At 56.9% G+C, this 17,632-nt stretch carries 13 protein-coding genes and 1 tRNA gene; 4 read left to right on the top strand and 10 right to left on the bottom strand.

Annotated features, from left to right (window positions below; translation table 11 throughout):
- Window positions 1-50: 50 nt before the first annotated feature.
- The gene (locus tag CFT65_RS14960) at window positions 51-1,298 is read right to left on the bottom strand and encodes a DNA repair protein (RefSeq protein ID WP_088828877.1); all 1,248 of its coding nucleotides are present in this window, start codon (window positions 1,296-1,298) and stop codon (window positions 51-53) included.
- A gap of 109 nt (window positions 1,299-1,407) precedes the next feature.
- Complete coding sequence (locus CFT65_RS14965; RefSeq protein WP_088828878.1) at window positions 1,408-3,477, bottom strand: FAD-dependent oxidoreductase; 2,070 nt, start codon at window positions 3,475-3,477, stop codon at window positions 1,408-1,410.
- A gap of 154 nt (window positions 3,478-3,631) precedes the next feature.
- Between CFT65_RS14965 and CFT65_RS14970 the strand changes: the two genes are divergently transcribed.
- Window positions 3,632-4,681 (top strand): AraC family transcriptional regulator, encoded by a 1,050-nt coding sequence (locus tag CFT65_RS14970; RefSeq protein ID WP_088828879.1) that lies wholly within the window; start codon window positions 3,632-3,634, stop codon window positions 4,679-4,681.
- Window positions 4,682-4,910: 229 nt separating this feature from the next.
- Here CFT65_RS14970 and CFT65_RS14975 read toward each other — a convergent pair.
- Together CFT65_RS14975 and CFT65_RS14980 are read right to left on the bottom strand one after the other, a co-directional pair.
- Window positions 4,911-4,987, bottom strand: a tRNA-Asp gene (locus CFT65_RS14975).
- Between the two features lie 136 nt (window positions 4,988-5,123).
- On the bottom strand, window positions 5,124-6,155 hold the full coding sequence (locus CFT65_RS14980) for an AraC family transcriptional regulator (RefSeq protein WP_088828880.1): 1,032 nt from the start codon (window positions 6,153-6,155) through the stop codon (window positions 5,124-5,126).
- A 282-nt stretch (window positions 6,156-6,437) separates the two neighbouring features.
- Here CFT65_RS14980 and CFT65_RS14985 point away from each other — a divergent pair, with 282 nt between their 5' ends.
- A complete protein-coding gene (locus tag CFT65_RS14985) occupies window positions 6,438-7,313 on the top strand; it encodes a MaoC family dehydratase (RefSeq protein ID WP_088828881.1) in 876 nt (291 codons plus the stop codon).
- Here CFT65_RS14985 and CFT65_RS14990 read toward each other — a convergent pair.
- The 3 genes from CFT65_RS14990 to CFT65_RS15000 are packed head-to-tail and all read right to left on the bottom strand — an operon-like array spanning window position 7,310 to window position 12,007.
- Complete coding sequence (locus tag CFT65_RS14990; RefSeq protein ID WP_088828882.1) at window positions 7,310-8,887, bottom strand: response regulator; 1,578 nt, start codon at window positions 8,885-8,887, stop codon at window positions 7,310-7,312. The genes CFT65_RS14985 and CFT65_RS14990 overlap by 4 nt on opposite strands.
- Before the next feature lie 45 nt (window positions 8,888-8,932).
- Entirely contained in the window at window positions 8,933-9,559 is a 627-nt protein-coding gene (fixJ, locus tag CFT65_RS14995) for a response regulator FixJ (protein ID WP_008170525.1), read from the bottom strand.
- A 39-nt stretch (window positions 9,560-9,598) separates the two neighbouring features.
- Window positions 9,599-12,007: an ATP-binding protein gene (locus CFT65_RS15000; protein WP_088828883.1), complete on the bottom strand. Its 2,409-nt coding sequence runs from the start codon at window positions 12,005-12,007 to the stop codon at window positions 9,599-9,601.
- Between the two features lie 217 nt (window positions 12,008-12,224).
- Here CFT65_RS15000 and CFT65_RS15005 point away from each other — a divergent pair, with 217 nt between their 5' ends.
- Complete coding sequence (locus CFT65_RS15005; protein ID WP_088828884.1) at window positions 12,225-12,602, top strand: PilZ domain-containing protein; 378 nt, start codon at window positions 12,225-12,227, stop codon at window positions 12,600-12,602.
- 15 nt (window positions 12,603-12,617) lie between these two features.
- Here the strand turns inward: CFT65_RS15005 and CFT65_RS15010 are convergent, their stop codons facing one another.
- The 3 genes from CFT65_RS15010 to pncC form a co-directional block, all read right to left on the bottom strand.
- A complete protein-coding gene (locus CFT65_RS15010; protein WP_172408500.1) occupies window positions 12,618-13,088 on the bottom strand; it encodes a flavodoxin family protein in 471 nt (156 codons plus the stop codon).
- A 20-nt stretch (window positions 13,089-13,108) separates the two neighbouring features.
- Window positions 13,109-14,155, bottom strand: a complete 1,047-nt coding sequence (gene recA, locus CFT65_RS15015) for a recombinase RecA (RefSeq protein ID WP_008170534.1) — start codon at window positions 14,153-14,155, stop codon at window positions 13,109-13,111.
- Between the two features lie 163 nt (window positions 14,156-14,318).
- Complete coding sequence (pncC, locus tag CFT65_RS15020; protein ID WP_088828885.1) at window positions 14,319-14,819, bottom strand: nicotinamide-nucleotide amidase; 501 nt, start codon at window positions 14,817-14,819, stop codon at window positions 14,319-14,321.
- A gap of 82 nt (window positions 14,820-14,901) precedes the next feature.
- On the opposite strand from pncC, the gene mutS reads away from it, so the two are divergent.
- Window positions 14,902-17,532, top strand: a complete 2,631-nt coding sequence (gene mutS / locus CFT65_RS15025) for a DNA mismatch repair protein MutS (protein WP_088828886.1) — start codon at window positions 14,902-14,904, stop codon at window positions 17,530-17,532.
- Window positions 17,533-17,632 lie beyond the last annotated feature (100 nt).

Here is a 17,632-nt window from a genome sequence, read left to right on the forward strand (position 1 = left end):
TGGCGTACAGTTTAACGAAAGTCACCCCGATACTGAAAAAAGTTCGGGCCTCAGGACTGGTGTTTCTCGCAACGGTCATCAATGCCCGGGCGAAATTCCGCTGGCTGACTGACTCGCAGAATCGGCTCGCCGCAGACTTTGCCATCGTCGCTTTCATGGGCGCAGACAGGATTTTCGTAGTGCGCCAGCCATTCCTGATAAGCGGGTTCATTCATGCCGCAGCGTTCTGCAGCATAGGCGGTGGGGTTGCTGAAGTAGGTTTCAATGTCTTTGAAAGGCAGTGTTACATGACCGGCGCCCGGTTGGTAGGCCACCAGAAACACCGACTGGCGCTTCAGGTGGTCCATAATGGAGTCCTCCGGCGGCTCGCGATTGCGAAGCTCGTGATTCTCCTCCTCAAGGGCAACGATTTTCTCGTCCCTTAATTCCAACTCCCGCTGACGTCGCTCCAATTGCTCCCTGAGCAGCAAGAGTTCAGCACCCGCGTTCGAGTCCTCACGCTGCTTTTCTTCACCAACAGCGGCCATCTGCTCCTGCATGGAGAGGTACTGCTCGTTTCGCTCCGACAGACGCTTTTTAAGCTGTTCATTACTCAGGCGCTGGCGCTCGTATTTCTGCTCGAGATCCGCGATATCACTGCGCAAACCCTGAATTTCCAGCCGATGCTCCCGCTGGATGTCAGACAGCGCATCGCGGTGAACACTCTGCAGGGTCTTGATCCGCAGGCGCTGTTCACGAATCAGCTGTGCCAGACGGGAACGATCCGCGGCTGCAGCGGCCTCTTCACGTTCATTGGAATCCTCAGCCTGTTCGCTCAGAACCGGAATATTTTCTTCCTGAACCGGCTCCACTTTTCGGAATTTGAGACTGTTGGCTTCAACCGCTTTGCGAATCGCCTGGAAATGGTTGTTCCCGGGTGTCATGTCCGGGTCCCAGAGATCTTCCTTGAACTTGGAGTCAGGGCATTGGCTACGGCAAACCAGCCGGATCGCACCGCCGCCCATGTCCGGCCCTTTGGCGCCTTTCCTGGCCAGCCCTTCGATAGGTACATTCCAATGACTGTCTGCCCTGCCCTCCTCATCAAACCAGATGCGGAAGAACACCAGTGCCTGGACCCGAAGATCGGCACTCAGCTCAACCAGAACAGCCCTGACATCAGTTTCGGCAAGATCGGACAGCCCTACATAGCCATCCAGGAAGGCTCCGAATTCACTGGCCCGCATCTCGCGGGCCACCTGACTCCCTTCCACAAAAAATACCGCCGAATAACCATCGGTTGCCTGGTCGGCAGACACCATTGCGCGTTCTCCACAGTTCAACGACTCGACAGACTCAAAGCTATTAGTCTAGCCAGACAATCGTTTCTGCAAAGGGAAAAACTGCAACGATTTGTGATCGTGCTTGCGGTTAGAGCTCCGCAGCCAGACGACTACCCTGGTCAATGGCCCGCTTGGCATCAAGCTCAGCCGCCACATCCGAACCGCCAATCAGGTGAACCGGCAGGCCAGCTGTTTCGAGATCGCTCTGGAGTTCACGCAGCGGCTCCTGACCCGCGCACACAATAATGGTATCCACTGGCAACACCCGATCTTCGCCCTGCTCCGCGCCCTTCGGCGTGACCGTTAGGTGCAGCCCCTCATCATCGATTTTGCGATAGGTGACACCGGGCACCATCTGAACCTGGCGGTTCTTAAGGGACGTACGGTGAATCCAACCAGTGGTCTTGCCCAGGTTCTTACCGACTTTCGATGCTTTACGCTGAAGCAGATAGACTTCGCGGGCAGGCTCCGGCACCTGAGGCTCAACGCCCTGAATACCACCCCGGTGCTCAACGCTCAGATCCACACCCCACTCACGCATGAAGTGGTCTGTGTCGATGGCGGCCGACGTGCCCTTGTGGACGATAAACTCGGAGACATCAAACCCGATACCGCCGGCACCGATCACTGCCACTTTCTGCCCGACCGGCTTGCGCTCCAGCAGGGCGTCGAGATAACCGATCACTTTCGGATGGTCGATTCCCTCAATTTCCGGAGTGCGGGGTTTGACCCCGGTCGCCAGGATCACCTCATCAAAGCCTCCGGCCTTGAGATCCTCGACGCTGATTCGGGTGTTCAGGCGCACGTCCACCTGGTGCTTGTCGAGCATCACCCGGAAATACCGCAGGGTTTCGTAGAACTCTTCCTTGCCTGGAATCAGCTTGGCAACATTGAACTGACCACCGATCTCGCTGCCTGCGTCAAACAGCGTCACCTTGTGGCCCCGCTCTGCTGCCACGGAAGCGAAGGCCAGCCCGGCCGGGCCGGCGCCAACCACCGCTATGGATTTCGGCCTGGCGGTCTTCACGTAGGTCAGTTCGGTCTCGTGACAGGCACGTGGGTTCACCAGACACGACGTCAGCTTGCCACTGAAGGTGTGATCAAGACACGCCTGGTTACAACCGATGCAGGTGTTGATTTCGTCGGCGCGATCTTCCGCCGCCTTCTGAACCAGGTCGGCATCCGCCAGGAACGGCCGGGCCATTGAAACCATGTCGGCATCGCCCTCGGCCAGGATCTTCTCTGCCACGTCCGGCATATTGATCCGGTTGGTGGTGACCAGCGGAATTCTCACCTCACCCTTCAGGCGCGCGGTCACCTTGGTAAAGGCACCACGGGGAACCGACGTGGCAATGGTGGGCACCCGGGCCTCATGCCAACCGATACCGGTATTGATGATGGTGGCACCGGCCTTCTCGATTTCCTTGGCCAGATGCACAACCTCTTCCCAGGTGCTGCCATCCTCGATCAGATCCAGCATGGACAGACGATAGATCAGGATAAAGTTCTCACCTACCCGTTCACGGACCCGGCGTACGATTTCGATGGGCAGGCGAATTCGGTTTTCGTAGCTGCCACCCCAACGGTCGGTCCGGTGGTTGGTATGAGAAACGATAAACTGGTTAATGAAATAACCTTCCGAACCCATGACCTCAACACCGTCATAGCCGGCACGTTGCGCCAGCACGGCGCAATCCGCGTAGTCCTGGATCTGCTTCTCTATGCCCGCCTCATCCAGCTCTTTCGGCTTGAACGGGTTGATCGGCGCCTGGATAGCGGAAGGTGCCACCAGCTCCGGAGAGTAGGCGTAGCGGCCCGCATGGAGAATCTGCATGCAGATCTTGCCATCGGCTTCATGCACGGCATCGGTAATGATCCTGTGCTTGTCGGATTCCTCTTCGGTGGTCATCTTGGCAGCGTGCTGGAACACCCCCCCTTCCACATTCGGAGCAATACCACCGGTAACGATCAGGCCGGCACCGCCACGGGCACGCTCTGCATAAAACGCCGACAGACGCTCAAAGCCGTTTTTGGCCTCTTCAAGCCCAGTGTGCATGGAACCCATCAGAGTGCGGTTACGCAGCTTGGTGAAGCCAAGGTCCAGCGGTTCAAGCAGGTTCGGGTATTTGGCAACGCCTGGAGTCGTGCTCGCAGTCATGTTCGGTCTCCTCATCGTGATCTTTGGCGGGGCTCCTGCAACTGCCAGGTCCCCGTTCATTGTTGAGGATTAAACTACTCGTGGTCCTTGCCATCGACAATATCCAGGGATAACATTTTATTATCTTTGCATAACATGTCAGACAAAGACTTCAATGAGCGACCAAATATCTGCCACCCCAAAAAGCCGAAACTCTCTCGGAGACATCAGTGTTCTCTATGTTTCTGCGCTCATGCGCGCGGCCGAGGCCGAAGGCGCCAACAGCACTGAACTGGCATCCCGTTTCCAACTTGACCATCAGACACTGAACTCCCCGGAAGCACGTATCAGCATTCCACGATTCATGCGCCTGGGGCACGCGGCGATCAGCGAGACCGGCAACCCTGCCCTGGGCTTGAGGATGGGGGCATTATCCCGTCCTGTCGACGCAGGTATTGCCGGGTTTGCCGGGGAAACCGCGAGCACTGTCGGGGCGGCAATCAGCATACTGATTCACTATGCCCTGCTGACCAGCCGCAACAGCCGCGGCGTACCAATGGTTTGGCCGGAAACCCGACAGGCCCAGTTCTACTCGATCCGCCCGTACAACGGCTTCAATTATTTTGTGGTGGATTCTGTTCTTGCCGCCTGGACTCAGTTCCTGAGAACCGTATCCGGTTGCTATGACGTTCTGGAAAGAGTCACCATCGAATACCAGCCCATTGGCCAGGATGATTTATTTGAAAGCTGGTTCCGCTGCCCGGTGCATTTTGGAGCGTCGAAAAACAGCCTTACTGTGCGACAGGATATCTGGGAGAGTGCGAGCCAGCAGGCCCAGCCCGCCATGCATGAAAAGCTGACAGATCTCTGCGAACGGGAACTGCAGCAGATCCGACGGGGATGGACAACGGGAGACCGGGTGAAGAACCTGCTGACACCCCTGTTCCAGGGTGAAACCCCGAGCCTTGAAACCATTGCAATGAAACTGGGCACAGCGCCATGGACTCTCCAAAGACAGCTGGCGGCCGAGGGAACCGGGTTCAGGGAATTGATGGATGAAACGCGGAAGCAACTGGCACGGGATTATATTCGAGAGACGGAGACATCACTGGCGGAAATTGCCTGGCTTCTGGGATTCGCCAATCCTGCCGCCTTTCACAAGGCGTATCGGCGGTGGTTCAGCCTGAGCCCGGGCGAACACCGAAAGCGAATCCGGCATTCCTGAGATCAGAGCTCCATGGCATCATCCCAGCCGTCATCGTCTTCGTATTCCTCGAACTGACTTTCAATCAACTCTTCTTCATAATCCCGCATGGCGGCCATCCTGTTCTTGAGTTTTCAGGAACAGACTAGATCGTCTTAGTGACAGAACGATGACACAGGGTTGCTTTCAGGCAGAAGCAAAACAGCTTCAGAAATTCTGAGGGCGTTGCAGGATACAGAGGAAGGGAAAATGGCGGAGCGGACGGGACTCGAACCCGCGACCCCCGGCGTGACAGGCCGGTATTCTAACCAACTGAACTACCGCTCCGTGCGGGTCATCACAACTCGCCTCGAAAAGGCTTGGCAATCAAGGGTGTGATTGCTCGGTGACAACGAGGGCGCATTATAAAGAGGCACCCTGTTATGTCAACGCTTTTCTGAAAATTTTTCAGAAAAGCGTCCGATTACATGGCATCGGCCATGGCATCCTTGCCCTGGGCAGTTTTGCGGTATTCGATCGGCGTCATTCCGGACCAACGCTTGAATGCGCGATAGAACGTGCTGGGCTCAGAAAAGCCGGTCAGGTAGACAATCTCATCAATGGATTCATCGGTGGTTGCCAGCAGCTGGCGGGCAAGGCGATAGCGAAAATCCGCGAGTACCTGATTAAAACTGGTTTCGGCCTCCGTCAGCCGCGTACGCAGGGTCCTCGGCTTGATGCCAAGCCGCTCGGCCACAGCATCCAGGGTAACCTCTCCACTATCGAGGAGCTCTGCGACAATCCGCTCCACCTGACCGACGATGTCCTTCTTCTCCAAACGGGCAACCTGTTCGCTGGCGAACCGCTCGTGAAGATCCAGCAGCTCCGGCTCGGCATGCGGCGAGGCGTGGGACAGCAGCTTTGCCGGGAAATAAAGCTGGTTTTCCGACGCACCGAAGGTGACGTCGCACCCTAGCACCTCGCGAACATGATCCTGGCCCTCGGAACGCTCGTGCTCGAACTCGATGCGTGACGGGTAAAAGCTGCCATCGGTGATCGAGCGAAAAAAGGTAATCAGTCCCAGCACGAAACATTCATTGAAATGCCGCAAACGGCGGACATCATCAGATGCCGCATCCAGTACCATGCAGGCATCGTCACCCTCAATAAAAAAATCTGTGTTTGCCGCGTCACTCAGCAGACGCTGATAGTTCTGGGCCCGGCGCAGACCCTCGCCGAAGGTTGGGCTGCTCAGAAAGAGGTACTCCAGCACCTGGCCCTTGTAGGCAGGCAGCAATTGCCCAAGGTGCAGACCCACATCCGGATCCCCGGAAACGTCCTCAACAGCCTGCCAGAAATACATCTGGGCACTGTGGGGGGTTCGAAGCTGCTCGGTATAAACGTAATTCTCATCCACACCCAGGCGAGTGAAGATGGCATCGGTATCGATTCCCTTCTTTTTCATCGCCTCATAAATCAGGCGCAACATCACTCCCGCGTCACGAAGTTCCTGCATAAGATTCCGCTTTTTATTGGTTAACTACTGTGACCTTCCCGACACCCGCCGTGGCACGTCAGGTCAATGCCTGATCTGGTGGGGTTTGTCAGACTCCAGAGGTTTGTCAGACTCAAGGGACCTATTAACCGCACCCTGTTAGACAATCGTCTTATATAAGAGCATATCAGGCCACAGACGCCGAGTTGTACCAAAATGTAAAAAAAAGCATACCCTTTGCTTCAAAGCTTTCTACTCAGGTAATGCCGGGATTGATGGCCCGGGCTGTCAAGGAGAACACCAATGTCAGAGACCCTCGTTTACCACAACACGCCGCCCGCCTTGTTACCGATGTATGGCAGAACACTGCTGCCAAAGCAGAAGCAAACCGGCGACGATATCAGCATCCCGGATCTCTCCGCGAGCCTGCTGGGTGTCAGCACCGCGGGCAAGAAACTGAAGCGCTACCAGCAGGTCTGCGGCTTCACGGCTGGCAGTCATCTGCCCGTTACCTGGCCCCATGTGCTAGCTTTCCCCCTGCATCTGAAACTGCTTACCGAGAAGAGCTTTCCGTTGCCGCTACTGGGCCTGGTACACCTGCGAAACACCATGACCCAGCACCGACCAATAGGCACCGGGGAAAACCTGGATCTCTTTGTAAGCCTGGGGAATACAGTGAAGAGCGGTCGGGGCGTGGAATTTGATTTGATTACCGAGGCACGCTCGGCTGGCAGACTGGTTTGGGAGGAAGCGAGCACGACGCTGTTCCGGCAGCCGGATGGTGGGAGCAAATCTTCCGGCAAAAAAACGCCGCCGGAGCTGGAGCGTTATCCGAACACCGAGAACATGAAAGCCCCCGAGTCCATTGGCCGGCAATACGCCCGGGTATCCGGTGACAGCAACCCGATCCACATGCATGCCCTGAGTGCCAAAGCATTCGGTTTTCCACGGGCAATCGCCCATGGCATGTGGACCAAGGCCCACGCACTCGCACTGCTGGAGCAACAGGAAGACTGGCAAAGTGGCGCTCTGAGCGTCAGCTGCCAGTTCAAGAAACCGCTGTTTCTGCCCGGAACAGCCCAACTGAACTGGCAAACGGGCGAAACGAGCTGGGACTATCAGGTGTTGAATGCCAAAGGCGATGCGCCTCATCTGACCGGGCGCATCGACTGGCTCTAAGAAGGCTCTCTATCCGGTGCGCAGGGAGAACCCTGGGCGCCGGCAACAGGCAGAGTAAAGTAGAAACAGGCGCCGCCATCCTCCGGTCGCTCGAAACCGATGTCGCCACCCTGGGCCTGTATCAGGGATCGGCAGGTTGACAGACCAATTCCCATACCCTCGTCCTTGGTGGTGAAGAACGGCAGAAACAGTTTCTCTTCGGCGTCTTCCGACAAACCGATGCCATGGTCTCGCACCTGGATTCGCACACAGGTGCCACCCTGCACACTCGCACTCACCTCGACAGGCGCACTGGAATCAATACTGCTGGTGGCCTCCAGGGCATTGCGGATCAGGTTAAGCGCCACCTGCTGAACCTGGACGGGGTCTGCAAGAACGTCCGGCATAGCCTCAGGAACCGACAGTTCAATGGCACCTTTGTTGTTACGCATATCCACTTCGGCAAACTGGCGGGTATCTTCCAGCAACGCAGGCACTGACAGCACTTCTTTGCCCGTGGCCGGCTTTTTCATGAATCGACGGATTCGACGAATAATCTCGCTGGCCCGATGGGACTGCGCCTCAATCTTGTCCAGGGTCTCCTGGAGCAGACTCATGTCTGCATTTTCCTTTGCCATCATCCGCTTGGCGACGCGGGCATAATTGGTGATGGCGGTCAGCGGCTGGTTCACCTCATGGGCAACGCCGGCAGCCATTTCGCCCATGGTGGTCAGGCGGGAGGTATGGGCCAGCTGCTCACGCTGTTCCTGAACCAGTTGCCGGGCATCCTCCAGCGCCTTTTCGTTATCCAGTTCGGCGCTGATATCCCGGAACACGACAACGGCACCATGGAGCTCGTCAGAGTCCAGTTTCGGGGTCGAACGGTACTCAGCGGGAAAGCCGGTTCCATCGGCCCGCAGCATACGAATATCCCTCTGGTTCTCCGCTACCCCCTGCTGACAGGTGGCCTTTACCGGGAGGCTGTCCGGATTGTCCCCGGCAGTTGCAAAGTGAGTTTCGAAAAAATCACGGCCAATCAGCTCTTCCACCGGGCATCCTACAATCGACGCCGCCGCAGGATTTGCAAATTCGATAATGCCATTCTCATCGAGGCCGTAGATGCCCTCGCTGATGGAATTGAGAATCCGGGCCTGATCGCTCTGCAGTTCACGATTGCGGGCCTGCAGCTCCCGCTCAAGACGAATCACACTGGCGTGGGTTTTCACCCGGGCGATCACTTCCTGGGACTGGAAGGGTTTGGAGATATAGTCGGCGCCGCCGAGAGAGAAGCCTTTCACCTTCGCCTGCAGGTCATCCAACGCAGACAGGAAAACAACGGCACAGTCTGCCGTCTGGAGATCCGCCTTGAGGCGCTCACAGACTTCATAGCCATCCATCTCCGGCATCATGATATCCAGGAGAATAACTTCGGGCTGATGGCGGTGGGCAAGGTCGAGGGCCTTTTCGCCTTCGTTGGCAATGAGCAGCCGGTAACCTTTATCTTTCAGGGTCTCATAGAGGACTTTGAGGTTCTGCGGGTTGTCGTCCACAAGCAGAACCGTAACCTCCGAGTTCTCGCTGACAGGTTCAGTCATAAATGTCGGGCCGGTTAAAAAAGTAACCGTATGATGCCGCCGGGATCACCCTGCGTCGATAAGGTCCTTTACGGACAGGACCATACGAACGAGATGTGCGAGGGAATGGGTACCCATCTTGTGCATAACGCGGGAACGGTGGATCTCCACCGTGCGCTGGCTTATCTCCAGCTCAATGGCAATCACCTTGTTGGCCTGGCCGGCAATCATCCGGTCCATGATTTCGTGTTCCCGGGGGGTCAGGCTCTTGATGCGACGGATGATCTCCTGCTTCTCATCCAGTGACTTGCGCTGCTCCAGGTCCTGTTTGAGAGCTGCCTCGATTTTCTCCAGCAGCGCCTCCTCACGGTAGGGCTTCTGGATGAAGTCCACAGCACCCTCTTTCATGGCGTCGACGGCCATAGGCACGTCACCGTGCCCGGTCACAAAGATGATCGGCAGAATGGAGTGCTTTTCATTGAGCTTTTTCTGGAGCTCCATACCGTCCATGCCGGGCATGCGGATATCCAGCACAATGCAGCCTGCCATCTTGTCGGAATAGTCCTTCAGGAAAGCGGTTGCACTCTCATAGGTCTTGACCGGCTTGCCGTCGGATTTCAGCAGCAGCTCCAGGGAGTCGCGGACTGCTTCATCGTCCTCTACCACGTACACGGTTTGCTGGATATCAGTCATGGGTGTGTTCTCTCCTGTCCGTTTTCTTATGATCGCCGGTCAGTGAATTGACGGGTCTTTATGGTCGTCACGGGCATGTTCCTGGCGCTCGTGTTCCCGCATTTTTTCAAGTCGTTGCTGGATAATGCCAAAAACGCTCTGCTTGGGGTACCTGCCTTTGTCATCGGCCTTGCCCGCAGGCTTGCCAAGCAGCAGGGTTATGGCCTCTTCAACATGGGCGACCGCATACACCGCAAACTGCCCCCCGCGCACCGACTGCACCACTTCACTGTCGAGCATCAGGTTCTGCACATTGGTGGAGGGCAAAATGACACCCTGGCTGCCTGAAAGCCCGCCCTTGAGCTGGCAGGTGGCGAAAAAGCCTTCCACTTTTTCATTCACGCCCCCAATGGGCTGAACCTCACCAAACTGGTTGACCGATCCCGTAATCGCAAGATCCTGTCGAACCGGAATGCCGGAGAGGGACGAAATCAGCGCGCACAGCTCCGCCAGAGAGGCGCTGTCTCCGTCCACTTCACCGTAGTTCTGCTCGAAGGTCAGACTGGCCGACAGATGCATCGGGTCATTGACCGCAAAATGGGAAGCTAGCCAGGAGCTCAAGATCATTACGCCCTTGGAGTGCAGATTGCCACCGAGCTTTACATCACGCTCAATATCCATCACCACGCCATCTCCATAATAGCAGGTAGCGGTAACACGGTTGGAAAGTCCAAATTCAAACCCGCCCGTGGAAAGAACCGAAAGCGCATTTACCTGGCCAACACACGTACCACTGGTAGTTACGAGCGTCGTACCGTCACGGATGGAATCGTAGAACTGATCCCGGATCCGGCTGCTGCGGTATTTTGCACTTTCCAGCGCACGCTCCACATGCAGATCCTGAATCAGCTTGGCCCCGGCCTGGCGGGCCCAGAAATCGGATTCTCGCAGCAGGTTGGCAATATCCGCCGCGTGCAGGGACAGTCGATCCTGGTGCTCGGCCATACGGGCACTGTGCTCAATAATCCGGGCAACAGCCTTGTTTGAACAGTGCAACAGCTTCTTCTCACTCACCAGGCTGGCAATAAACTTGGCATAGAGCAGTTGGCTGTCATCAGAACGGTACATCTCGTTCTCGAAATCCGCCGTAACCCGGAACAGCTCGGCAAACTCGGAATCGTATTCCTGTAGCAACATCCAGGTTTCTCGATCACCGAACAGAACAATCTTGACGTCCAGGGGAACCGATTCCGGTTCAATTGAGATGGTTCCGGAGAGCGTCAGTTCCCGTTCCAGGGAATTTATCTGTATGGACTTCGAACGCAGGGCACGCTTGAGGCCGTCCCATACAAACGGTTGCTCCAGAACCTTGATGGCGTCCATCAACAGATAGCCACCGTTGGCCCTGTGCAGGCTGCCCGGGCGAATCAGGGAGAAATCCGTGAACACCGTGCCCTTGTAGGTGACGTTCTCAACGTAACCGAACAGGTTGTGGTAGGTGGGGTTATCCTCCACCACCATCGGCACTTCGTTGGTTTTCTGATGCACCAGAACATTGACGAGGTAACGGCGGGGCATCTTCTTGTCGAGGGACGCATAAGCAATCGCTGCCTGCTCCTCGTTATCGTCGAGGAATATCTCCAGGTTCTCCACAAGGTCCGCCCGAACCGCTTCAAAGTAGGCAACCACTTCCGGCAGATCCTTATATTTCTCGATCAGCTCATCAATCTGGTGGCCGGAGATACCTTCGAGAGTTTCCTGGTTCAGGGCCTGCTGTTTATCGGCGTACTCCTGCTCCCAGTCCGCCAGTTTGCGCAGGGCCTGCCGGAGCTTTTTCTCGAGTCTGTTGATGGCATCTTCGAACTTGTCGCGCTGCTCCTCGGTAAGTGCCTGGAACGATTCTGCGGTATGAGGCTCATCCCCGTTCATGGCAACCAGCCGGTAACCACCCGGCGTGGTCACGGTCAGGCTCACCTTTTTGCGCCGGGCCTGGGCTGCAACCTTCTCCAGCTCGTCTTCCTGCTTCTTGCCGTACTCGTTCTTTAGCTGTTCCGAGCGTTCCAGAAAGCTGTCACTGTCAAAGGTCTGGGGAATCACCTTGACCAGACGACTCATCAGCTTTTCCATATCCTGCTTGAGCTGGGTTCCCTTTCCTGCCGGCAGCTGCAACAGCTTCGGAATACGCGGCTCTTCGAAATTGGCCACATAGCACCAGTCATGGCTCTGTTGATCGGTATCCACATGGTGCTCCAGGTAGCGCAACATCATGGTGCGCTTACCCAGGCCATTTCGGCCAACGGCATAGACGTTGTAACCGCCATGGGGCATTGCCAGGGCAAAACGCACAGCTTCCTGGGCGCGGTTCTGGCCGACGATTTCAGCCAGCGGCTCCAGTTGTTTGGTGGTTTTGAACGGCAGATCTTTCAGAACACAGGCTTTGTAAAGCTGGTGCAGAGACAGTGACTTCAAGGTTTGGTCCTGTAACGGTTAACACATTGGCCGGTCATTGTAGATTCTGAGGTCGGCTCTGTCGCGTTCAGCACGAAGATTTCTGGAGTTGCGCACAGTGCGCGGTATTTTGTTAGGCAGTTCACAATTCCGTTGCCGGTTATTTTTCAGCCAGTCTTTGCGGAACTACACTTCACTTCCCAACTATAAATACAATGCACGCAACGGACGCCAGCGTATGACCAGTGATTCCGCGGAACGCAGAATCAAGGATCGTTACCCCGCCTCCTGCCTGAAGGTTCAACTTCGGGAGCGTGGCTTTCTTGGTCGTGGCAAACAGCCCACACCGGTGACTTGTCTTGATCTCAACCGGTACGGAATGGCAGTGCTTTGTCCCAGACCGGTAGAACCGGGAGTCCGTCTGTTCATGGATTTTGACGGCAAGTACATCAACGAATCGCGGGTTTGCGCCCGGGTGGTGGAGTGCCAGCCTTACCAGACCGGTTATCGCGTTAGCGTCCAGTTCAGCTATTGCCTAGACAAGAAAGGTTATTCACGCGCGGTCGACAACGCACTGTCGCGGATTGAAGGCCTCTACAACCGGTTTGCGAGCTGAGCCAGTCCCTCAGGCTCACACCAAACCGGCGTCAAGGCTGGCGGCGACATACATCCCCAGCTCACGGCACTGCCCCTCAAACTCATCCCGATACTCGCCCCTGCAGATCAGGGGTTCCTGCATCAGTTTCCAGCGCAACCCGGTGGTAATGCTTTCGATGGCCCGATTGGTACCGGTGCCGTCATGTCCAGCGCGGATATAGCAGGCAAACGGCAACCCCTGGGTTTTCTCGAGGCAGGGATAGTAGCTGCGATCAAAGAAGTCCTTCAGGGCACCGCTCATATACCCGAGATTCTCAGTGGTACCGAGAATAATGGCGTCGCAGGCGAGAACGTCTTCAGGGCCAGCGTCCAAAGGTGCCAGAACGGTTACTTCAACGTTCTCGATGTCTTCGTGGCGGGCACCCTCCTCCACGGCTTCTCGAAGGCGGAGGGTGTTCGGGGAGGGGGCATGGGCAACAATCAAAAGTTTTTTCATGTCATCCATACGTCCTCCCTGCATCAAGCTTAGAGCAGTTCGCCGTTGGCTTCGGCGGGCTCTTCTTTAGCGTCTTTCTTCGGTTCAGGCTTGGGCATCAACTTGTCCCGAACCTTGGCTTCGATCTCGTTGGCAATGTCCATGTTTTCTTCCAGGAACTTGCAGGCGTTGGCCTTGCCCTGACCGATCTTGTCGCCATTGTAGGCGTACCAGGCCCCGGATTTGTCGACAAAGCCTTCCTTAACGCCCATATCGAGGACTTCGGCCATGTGGTAAATGCCCTTACCGTACATGATCTGGAACTCGGCCTGCTTGAACGGCGGTGACACCTTGTTCTTGACCACTTTCACGCGGGTCTCGTTACCAACCACTTCATCACCGTCTTTCACAGCACCGATGCGGCGGATATCAAGGCGAACAGAGGAGTAGAATTTCAGCGCGTTACCACCGGTCGTAGTTTCGGGCGAGCCAAACATAACGCCGATTTTCATACGGATCTGGTTGATGAAAATCATCAGGCAGTTGGCGTGTTTGACGTTACCGGTCAGCTTACGAAGCGCCTGGGACATCAGTCGCGCCTGCAGACCGACGTGGCTGTCGCCCATTTCACCCTCAATTTCCGCTTTCGGCGTCAGGGCGGCAACCGAGTCGACGATGATGACGTCAACCGCATTTGACCGAACCAGCATGTCGGCGATTTCCAGGGCCTGCTCACCGGTATCCGGCTGGGACACCAGAAGGTCGTCCACATTGACGCCCAGCTTCTCGGCGTAAACCGGATCAAGCGCGTGCTCGGCATCCACGAATGCGCAGGTTTTGCCGGCTTTTTGTGCTTCGGCAATCACCTGCAGGGTGAGCGTCGTCTTACCGGAACTTTCCGGACCGTAGATTTCGCAAATTCGACCATAAGGAAGACCGCCAATACCCAGGGCAACGTCCAGGCCGAGGGAACCGGTGGAGACCGCAGGAATGGCTTCGCGGGGCTGATCGCCCATTTTCATGACGGCGCCCTTGCCGAACTGGCGCTCAATCTGCCCAAGTGCTGCGCTCAATGCTTTCTTGCGGTTGTCTTCCATCAGTGCAAACCCTCTGTCGCCTGGCCGCCATCCTCAGGAAAAGGCTGGCAGCGAAATAGTGAATCGGGAATCCGTACAGCTCAAACAGTCAATTCCCTGTATATTTGAACAGTATTAAAACATAACCCGCAGAGGAGACCAACCCCTCCGGATGTGAAAGCCGTCAGACTTCGCCGACAAAATCGTTAACCTCTTGAAGGGCAAAGAGAACGGCTTGCCGACGAACCTGATCGCGATCGCCATCAAAGTGTTTTACCACCGCCACAGTGGAGGCCGGACTGCTACCCCAGGCAAACCAGACGGTGCCCACAGGCTTGTCTTTGTTGCCACCGCCGGGCCCTGCCACACCACTGATCGCAACGGCAACGTCAGCATCTGTTGCCACCAGGGCACCGGCAACCATTTCCCGTACCACCGGTTCGCTGACCGCACCGTGTTCATCCAGCGATTTCCGGGTTACGCCCAGAAGCCCCTGCTTGGCCTCATTGCTGTATGTGACCAGGCCACCCAGTACATAAACCGAGGAGCCGGCACGATCGGTCAGTACCTTGGCAACCCAGCCGCCGGTGCAGCTCTCCGCCGTAGCAACGGTACGGCCGGTTCTCAGCAGTCGTTCACCAAGGCGATTGCCTGCCTCTTCCAATTCCTGATCACTGGCCAGCATAATGACCTCCTTCGTTTCATCACGGCGGTTATTTTCTTACAATTCACGCCTTCATCCAAAGCAAGGCTACCCGGACCCGTTCATGTCAGCAGCTCAGACCGATCTTTCCAAGCACACCCCAATGATGCAGCAGTACCTGAAGATCAAGGGTCAGCACCCCAACGAACTGGTGTTCTACCGCATGGGGGATTTCTACGAGCTTTTTTACGAAGACGCCAAGAAAGCAGCCGAGCTGATGGACATCACCCTTACGGCCCGGGGCCAGTCCGGGGGCAACCCGATCCCCATGGCAGGCATCCCCTATCACTCATCTGAGGGCTACATTGCCCGGCTGGTTCGGGCAGGTCAATCCATCGCCATCTGCGAGCAGATTGGCGACCCTGCCACCAGCAAGGGACCGGTTGACCGCCAGGTGGTCCGGATTGTCACACCGGGCACCCTGAGTGACGACGCCTATCTGGAGGATCGCCGTGACAATCTGCTGGTGGCTATCTATAACCACCGGGAGCAGTTCGGTTTTGCCTCGCTCGATATTTCAAGCGGGCGTTTTGCCGTGTCCGAGCTGGAAAACCTGGAAGCCCTGCAAGGGGAGCTCCAGCGGGTACGCCCGGCGGAAATTCTGATCAGCGAGGATTTTCCTTACCAGGAAGTTCTGGAGGGCTTTACCGGAATAAGGCGCCAGGGTCCCTGGCTGTTCGAGTCCGATACCGCACGCCGTGTGATCACCCAACAGCTGCAGGTGAGGGACCTGACCGGTTTCGGCTGCGAGGACCTCAATCTGGCCGTCTGTGCCGCCGGCTGTCTGCTGCAGTACGCAAAGGAAACCCAGCGCACCGCCCTGCCCCACATTCGCAAATTGACCCGTGAACGGCGCGATGAAGCGGTGATTCTGGATGCCGCCAGCCGCCGCAACCTGGAAATCGACACCAACCTGATGGGTGGCCACCAGTACACCCTGGCCTGGGTGATGGACCGCACCGCTACCTCCATGGGAGGCCGGGAACTTCGGCGTTGGCTGAATCGCCCCCTGCGGGATGTGGACATTGTCCGCCAGCGTCAGCAGGCAGTGTCCGCGCTTCTGGACGGGTTTCACTACGAACCGGTACACGACCTTCTGAAAACCGTTGGCGACATTGAGCGGGTACTGGCACGAGTCGCCCTTCGGTCAGCGCGCCCGAGAGACCTGGCACGGCTTCGGGATGCTTTCCAGGCCCTGCCAGACCTCCAGGAAACACTGAAACCTGTCAATTCCCACCATATCGTCAAGCTGGCGACCACCATTGGCGAATACCCGGAACTGGCGGATCTGCTGGAGCGCTCCATTATCGACAACCCTCCGGTGGTGATCCGTGAGGGCGGTGTAATCCGGGAAGGCTTCGACGAGGAACTGGACGAGCTGCGCAATATCAGCGAGAACGCCGGCCAGTATCTGCTGGATGTGGAAACCCGGGAGCGGGACCGCACAGGTATCAGCACTCTGAAGGTCGGATACAACCGGGTGCACGGTTATTACATCGAAATCAGCCGGGCCCAGTCCGACCAGGCGCCGGTGGACTACATTCGCCGGCAGACCCTGAAAAACGCCGAGCGATTCATTACGCCAGAACTGAAAGAATTCGAAGACAAGGCCCTGAGCGCCAAGAGCCGAGCCTTGGCCAGGGAAAAAGGCCTGTACGATGAGGTACTGGAAACAGTGGCCGAACAACTGGCACCACTGCAGGATGCCGCGCAGGCTCTTGCCGAACTGGATGTGCTGAGCAATTTCGCCGAGCGGGCCACCTCCTTGCGCTTTTCGGCGCCGGAATTCAGCGAATCTCCGGGCTGCGATATCGAGGAAGGCCGCCACCCGGTGGTTGAACAATTGCTCGATGAGCCTTTCGTACCCAATGATCTGTTGATGGATACCCAGCGCCGCATGCTGGTGATCACCGGCCCGAACATGGGCGGTAAGTCTACCTACATGCGCCAGGCCGCGCTGATTGCATTGCTCGCCTACACCGGCAGCTTCGTTCCCGCCAACCGCGCGGTGATCGGCCCGGTAGACCGGATTTTCACCCGGATGGGCTCCTCGGATGACATTGCCGGCGGGCGGTCAACCTTCATGGTGGAAATGACCGAAACCGCCAACATCCTGCACAACGCCACAGAGCACAGCCTGGTATTGATGGACGAGGTGGGTCGCGGCACAAGCACCTTTGACGGCCTGTCCCTGGCCTGGGCCACAGCCGAACACCTGGCCCGGGAAATCCGCTGCTACACCCTGTTTGCCACCCACTATTTCGAGCTGACTCAACTGGCCGATGAGCTGCAGCATGCCGTTAACGTGCACCTCACGGCCACCGAGCACGACGACAGCATCGTGTTCCTGCACAACGTGCACGATGGCCCGGCAAGCCAGAGCTACGGGCTTCAGGTGGCCAAGCTGGCAGGCGTGCCCCAGGATGTGATCCGTAACGCCAAAACCCAGCTTTCCCATTTGGAAGGCAGTGCCTCGCCAGCGGCTCCGGCAGCTCCAACTGGTGAACAGAGCACTGAGACGCCCCGGGCCAAACCGGCCACTCAGGTTAACGAACCCGTCTACCAGGGCGATATGTTCGCAAGCCTTGAACCCAGCGCCGTGGAAGAGGCCCTTAAAGAGATGGACCTCGACGGACTTACCCCCAGGGATGCCATGAACCAGCTTTACGAGCTGAAGGCGCTGATGAAGAAATAGCTTAGAATTGATCTGTGTAATAAGGTTATAGCAGTCGAACGCTTGCGGCTGTGCGGGTCGCTCCCTACAATATCGCGCACTAAAATATAACGGCGGCGCC

The sequence above is a fragment of the Marinobacter sp. es.048 genome, assembly GCF_900188435.1.
GTDB lineage: Bacteria > Pseudomonadota > Gammaproteobacteria > Pseudomonadales > Oleiphilaceae > Marinobacter.

Bases quoted from the DNA above. Each gene is read 5' to 3' on its own strand.
- CFT65_RS14965 (WP_088828878.1), bottom strand. From the start codon at position 3,477: ATGACTGCGAGCACGACTCCAGGCGTTGCCAAATACCCGAACCTGCTT.
- CFT65_RS15010 (WP_172408500.1), bottom strand. From the start codon at position 13,088: ATGGATGACATGAAAAAACTTTTGATTGTTGCCCATGCCCCCTCCCCG.
- CFT65_RS14960 (WP_088828877.1), bottom strand. From the start codon at position 1,298: ATGGTGTCTGCCGACCAGGCAACCGATGGTTATTCGGCGGTATTTTTT.
- CFT65_RS14990 (WP_088828882.1), bottom strand. From the start codon at position 8,887: ATGACTGAACCTGTCAGCGAGAACTCGGAGGTTACGGTTCTGCTTGTG.
- CFT65_RS14970 (WP_088828879.1), top strand. From the start codon at position 3,632: ATGAGCGACCAAATATCTGCCACCCCAAAAAGCCGAAACTCTCTCGGA.
- CFT65_RS14985 (WP_088828881.1), top strand. From the start codon at position 6,438: ATGTCAGAGACCCTCGTTTACCACAACACGCCGCCCGCCTTGTTACCG.
- CFT65_RS14980 (WP_088828880.1), bottom strand. From the start codon at position 6,155: ATGCAGGAACTTCGTGACGCGGGAGTGATGTTGCGCCTGATTTATGAG.
- fixJ (WP_008170525.1), bottom strand. From the start codon at position 9,559: ATGACTGATATCCAGCAAACCGTGTACGTGGTAGAGGACGATGAAGCA.
- recA (WP_008170534.1), bottom strand. From the start codon at position 14,155: ATGGAAGACAACCGCAAGAAAGCATTGAGCGCAGCACTTGGGCAGATT.
- pncC (WP_088828885.1), bottom strand. From the start codon at position 14,819: ATGCTGGCCAGTGATCAGGAATTGGAAGAGGCAGGCAATCGCCTTGGT.
- mutS (WP_088828886.1), top strand. From the start codon at position 14,902: ATGTCAGCAGCTCAGACCGATCTTTCCAAGCACACCCCAATGATGCAG.
- CFT65_RS15005 (WP_088828884.1), top strand. From the start codon at position 12,225: ATGACCAGTGATTCCGCGGAACGCAGAATCAAGGATCGTTACCCCGCC.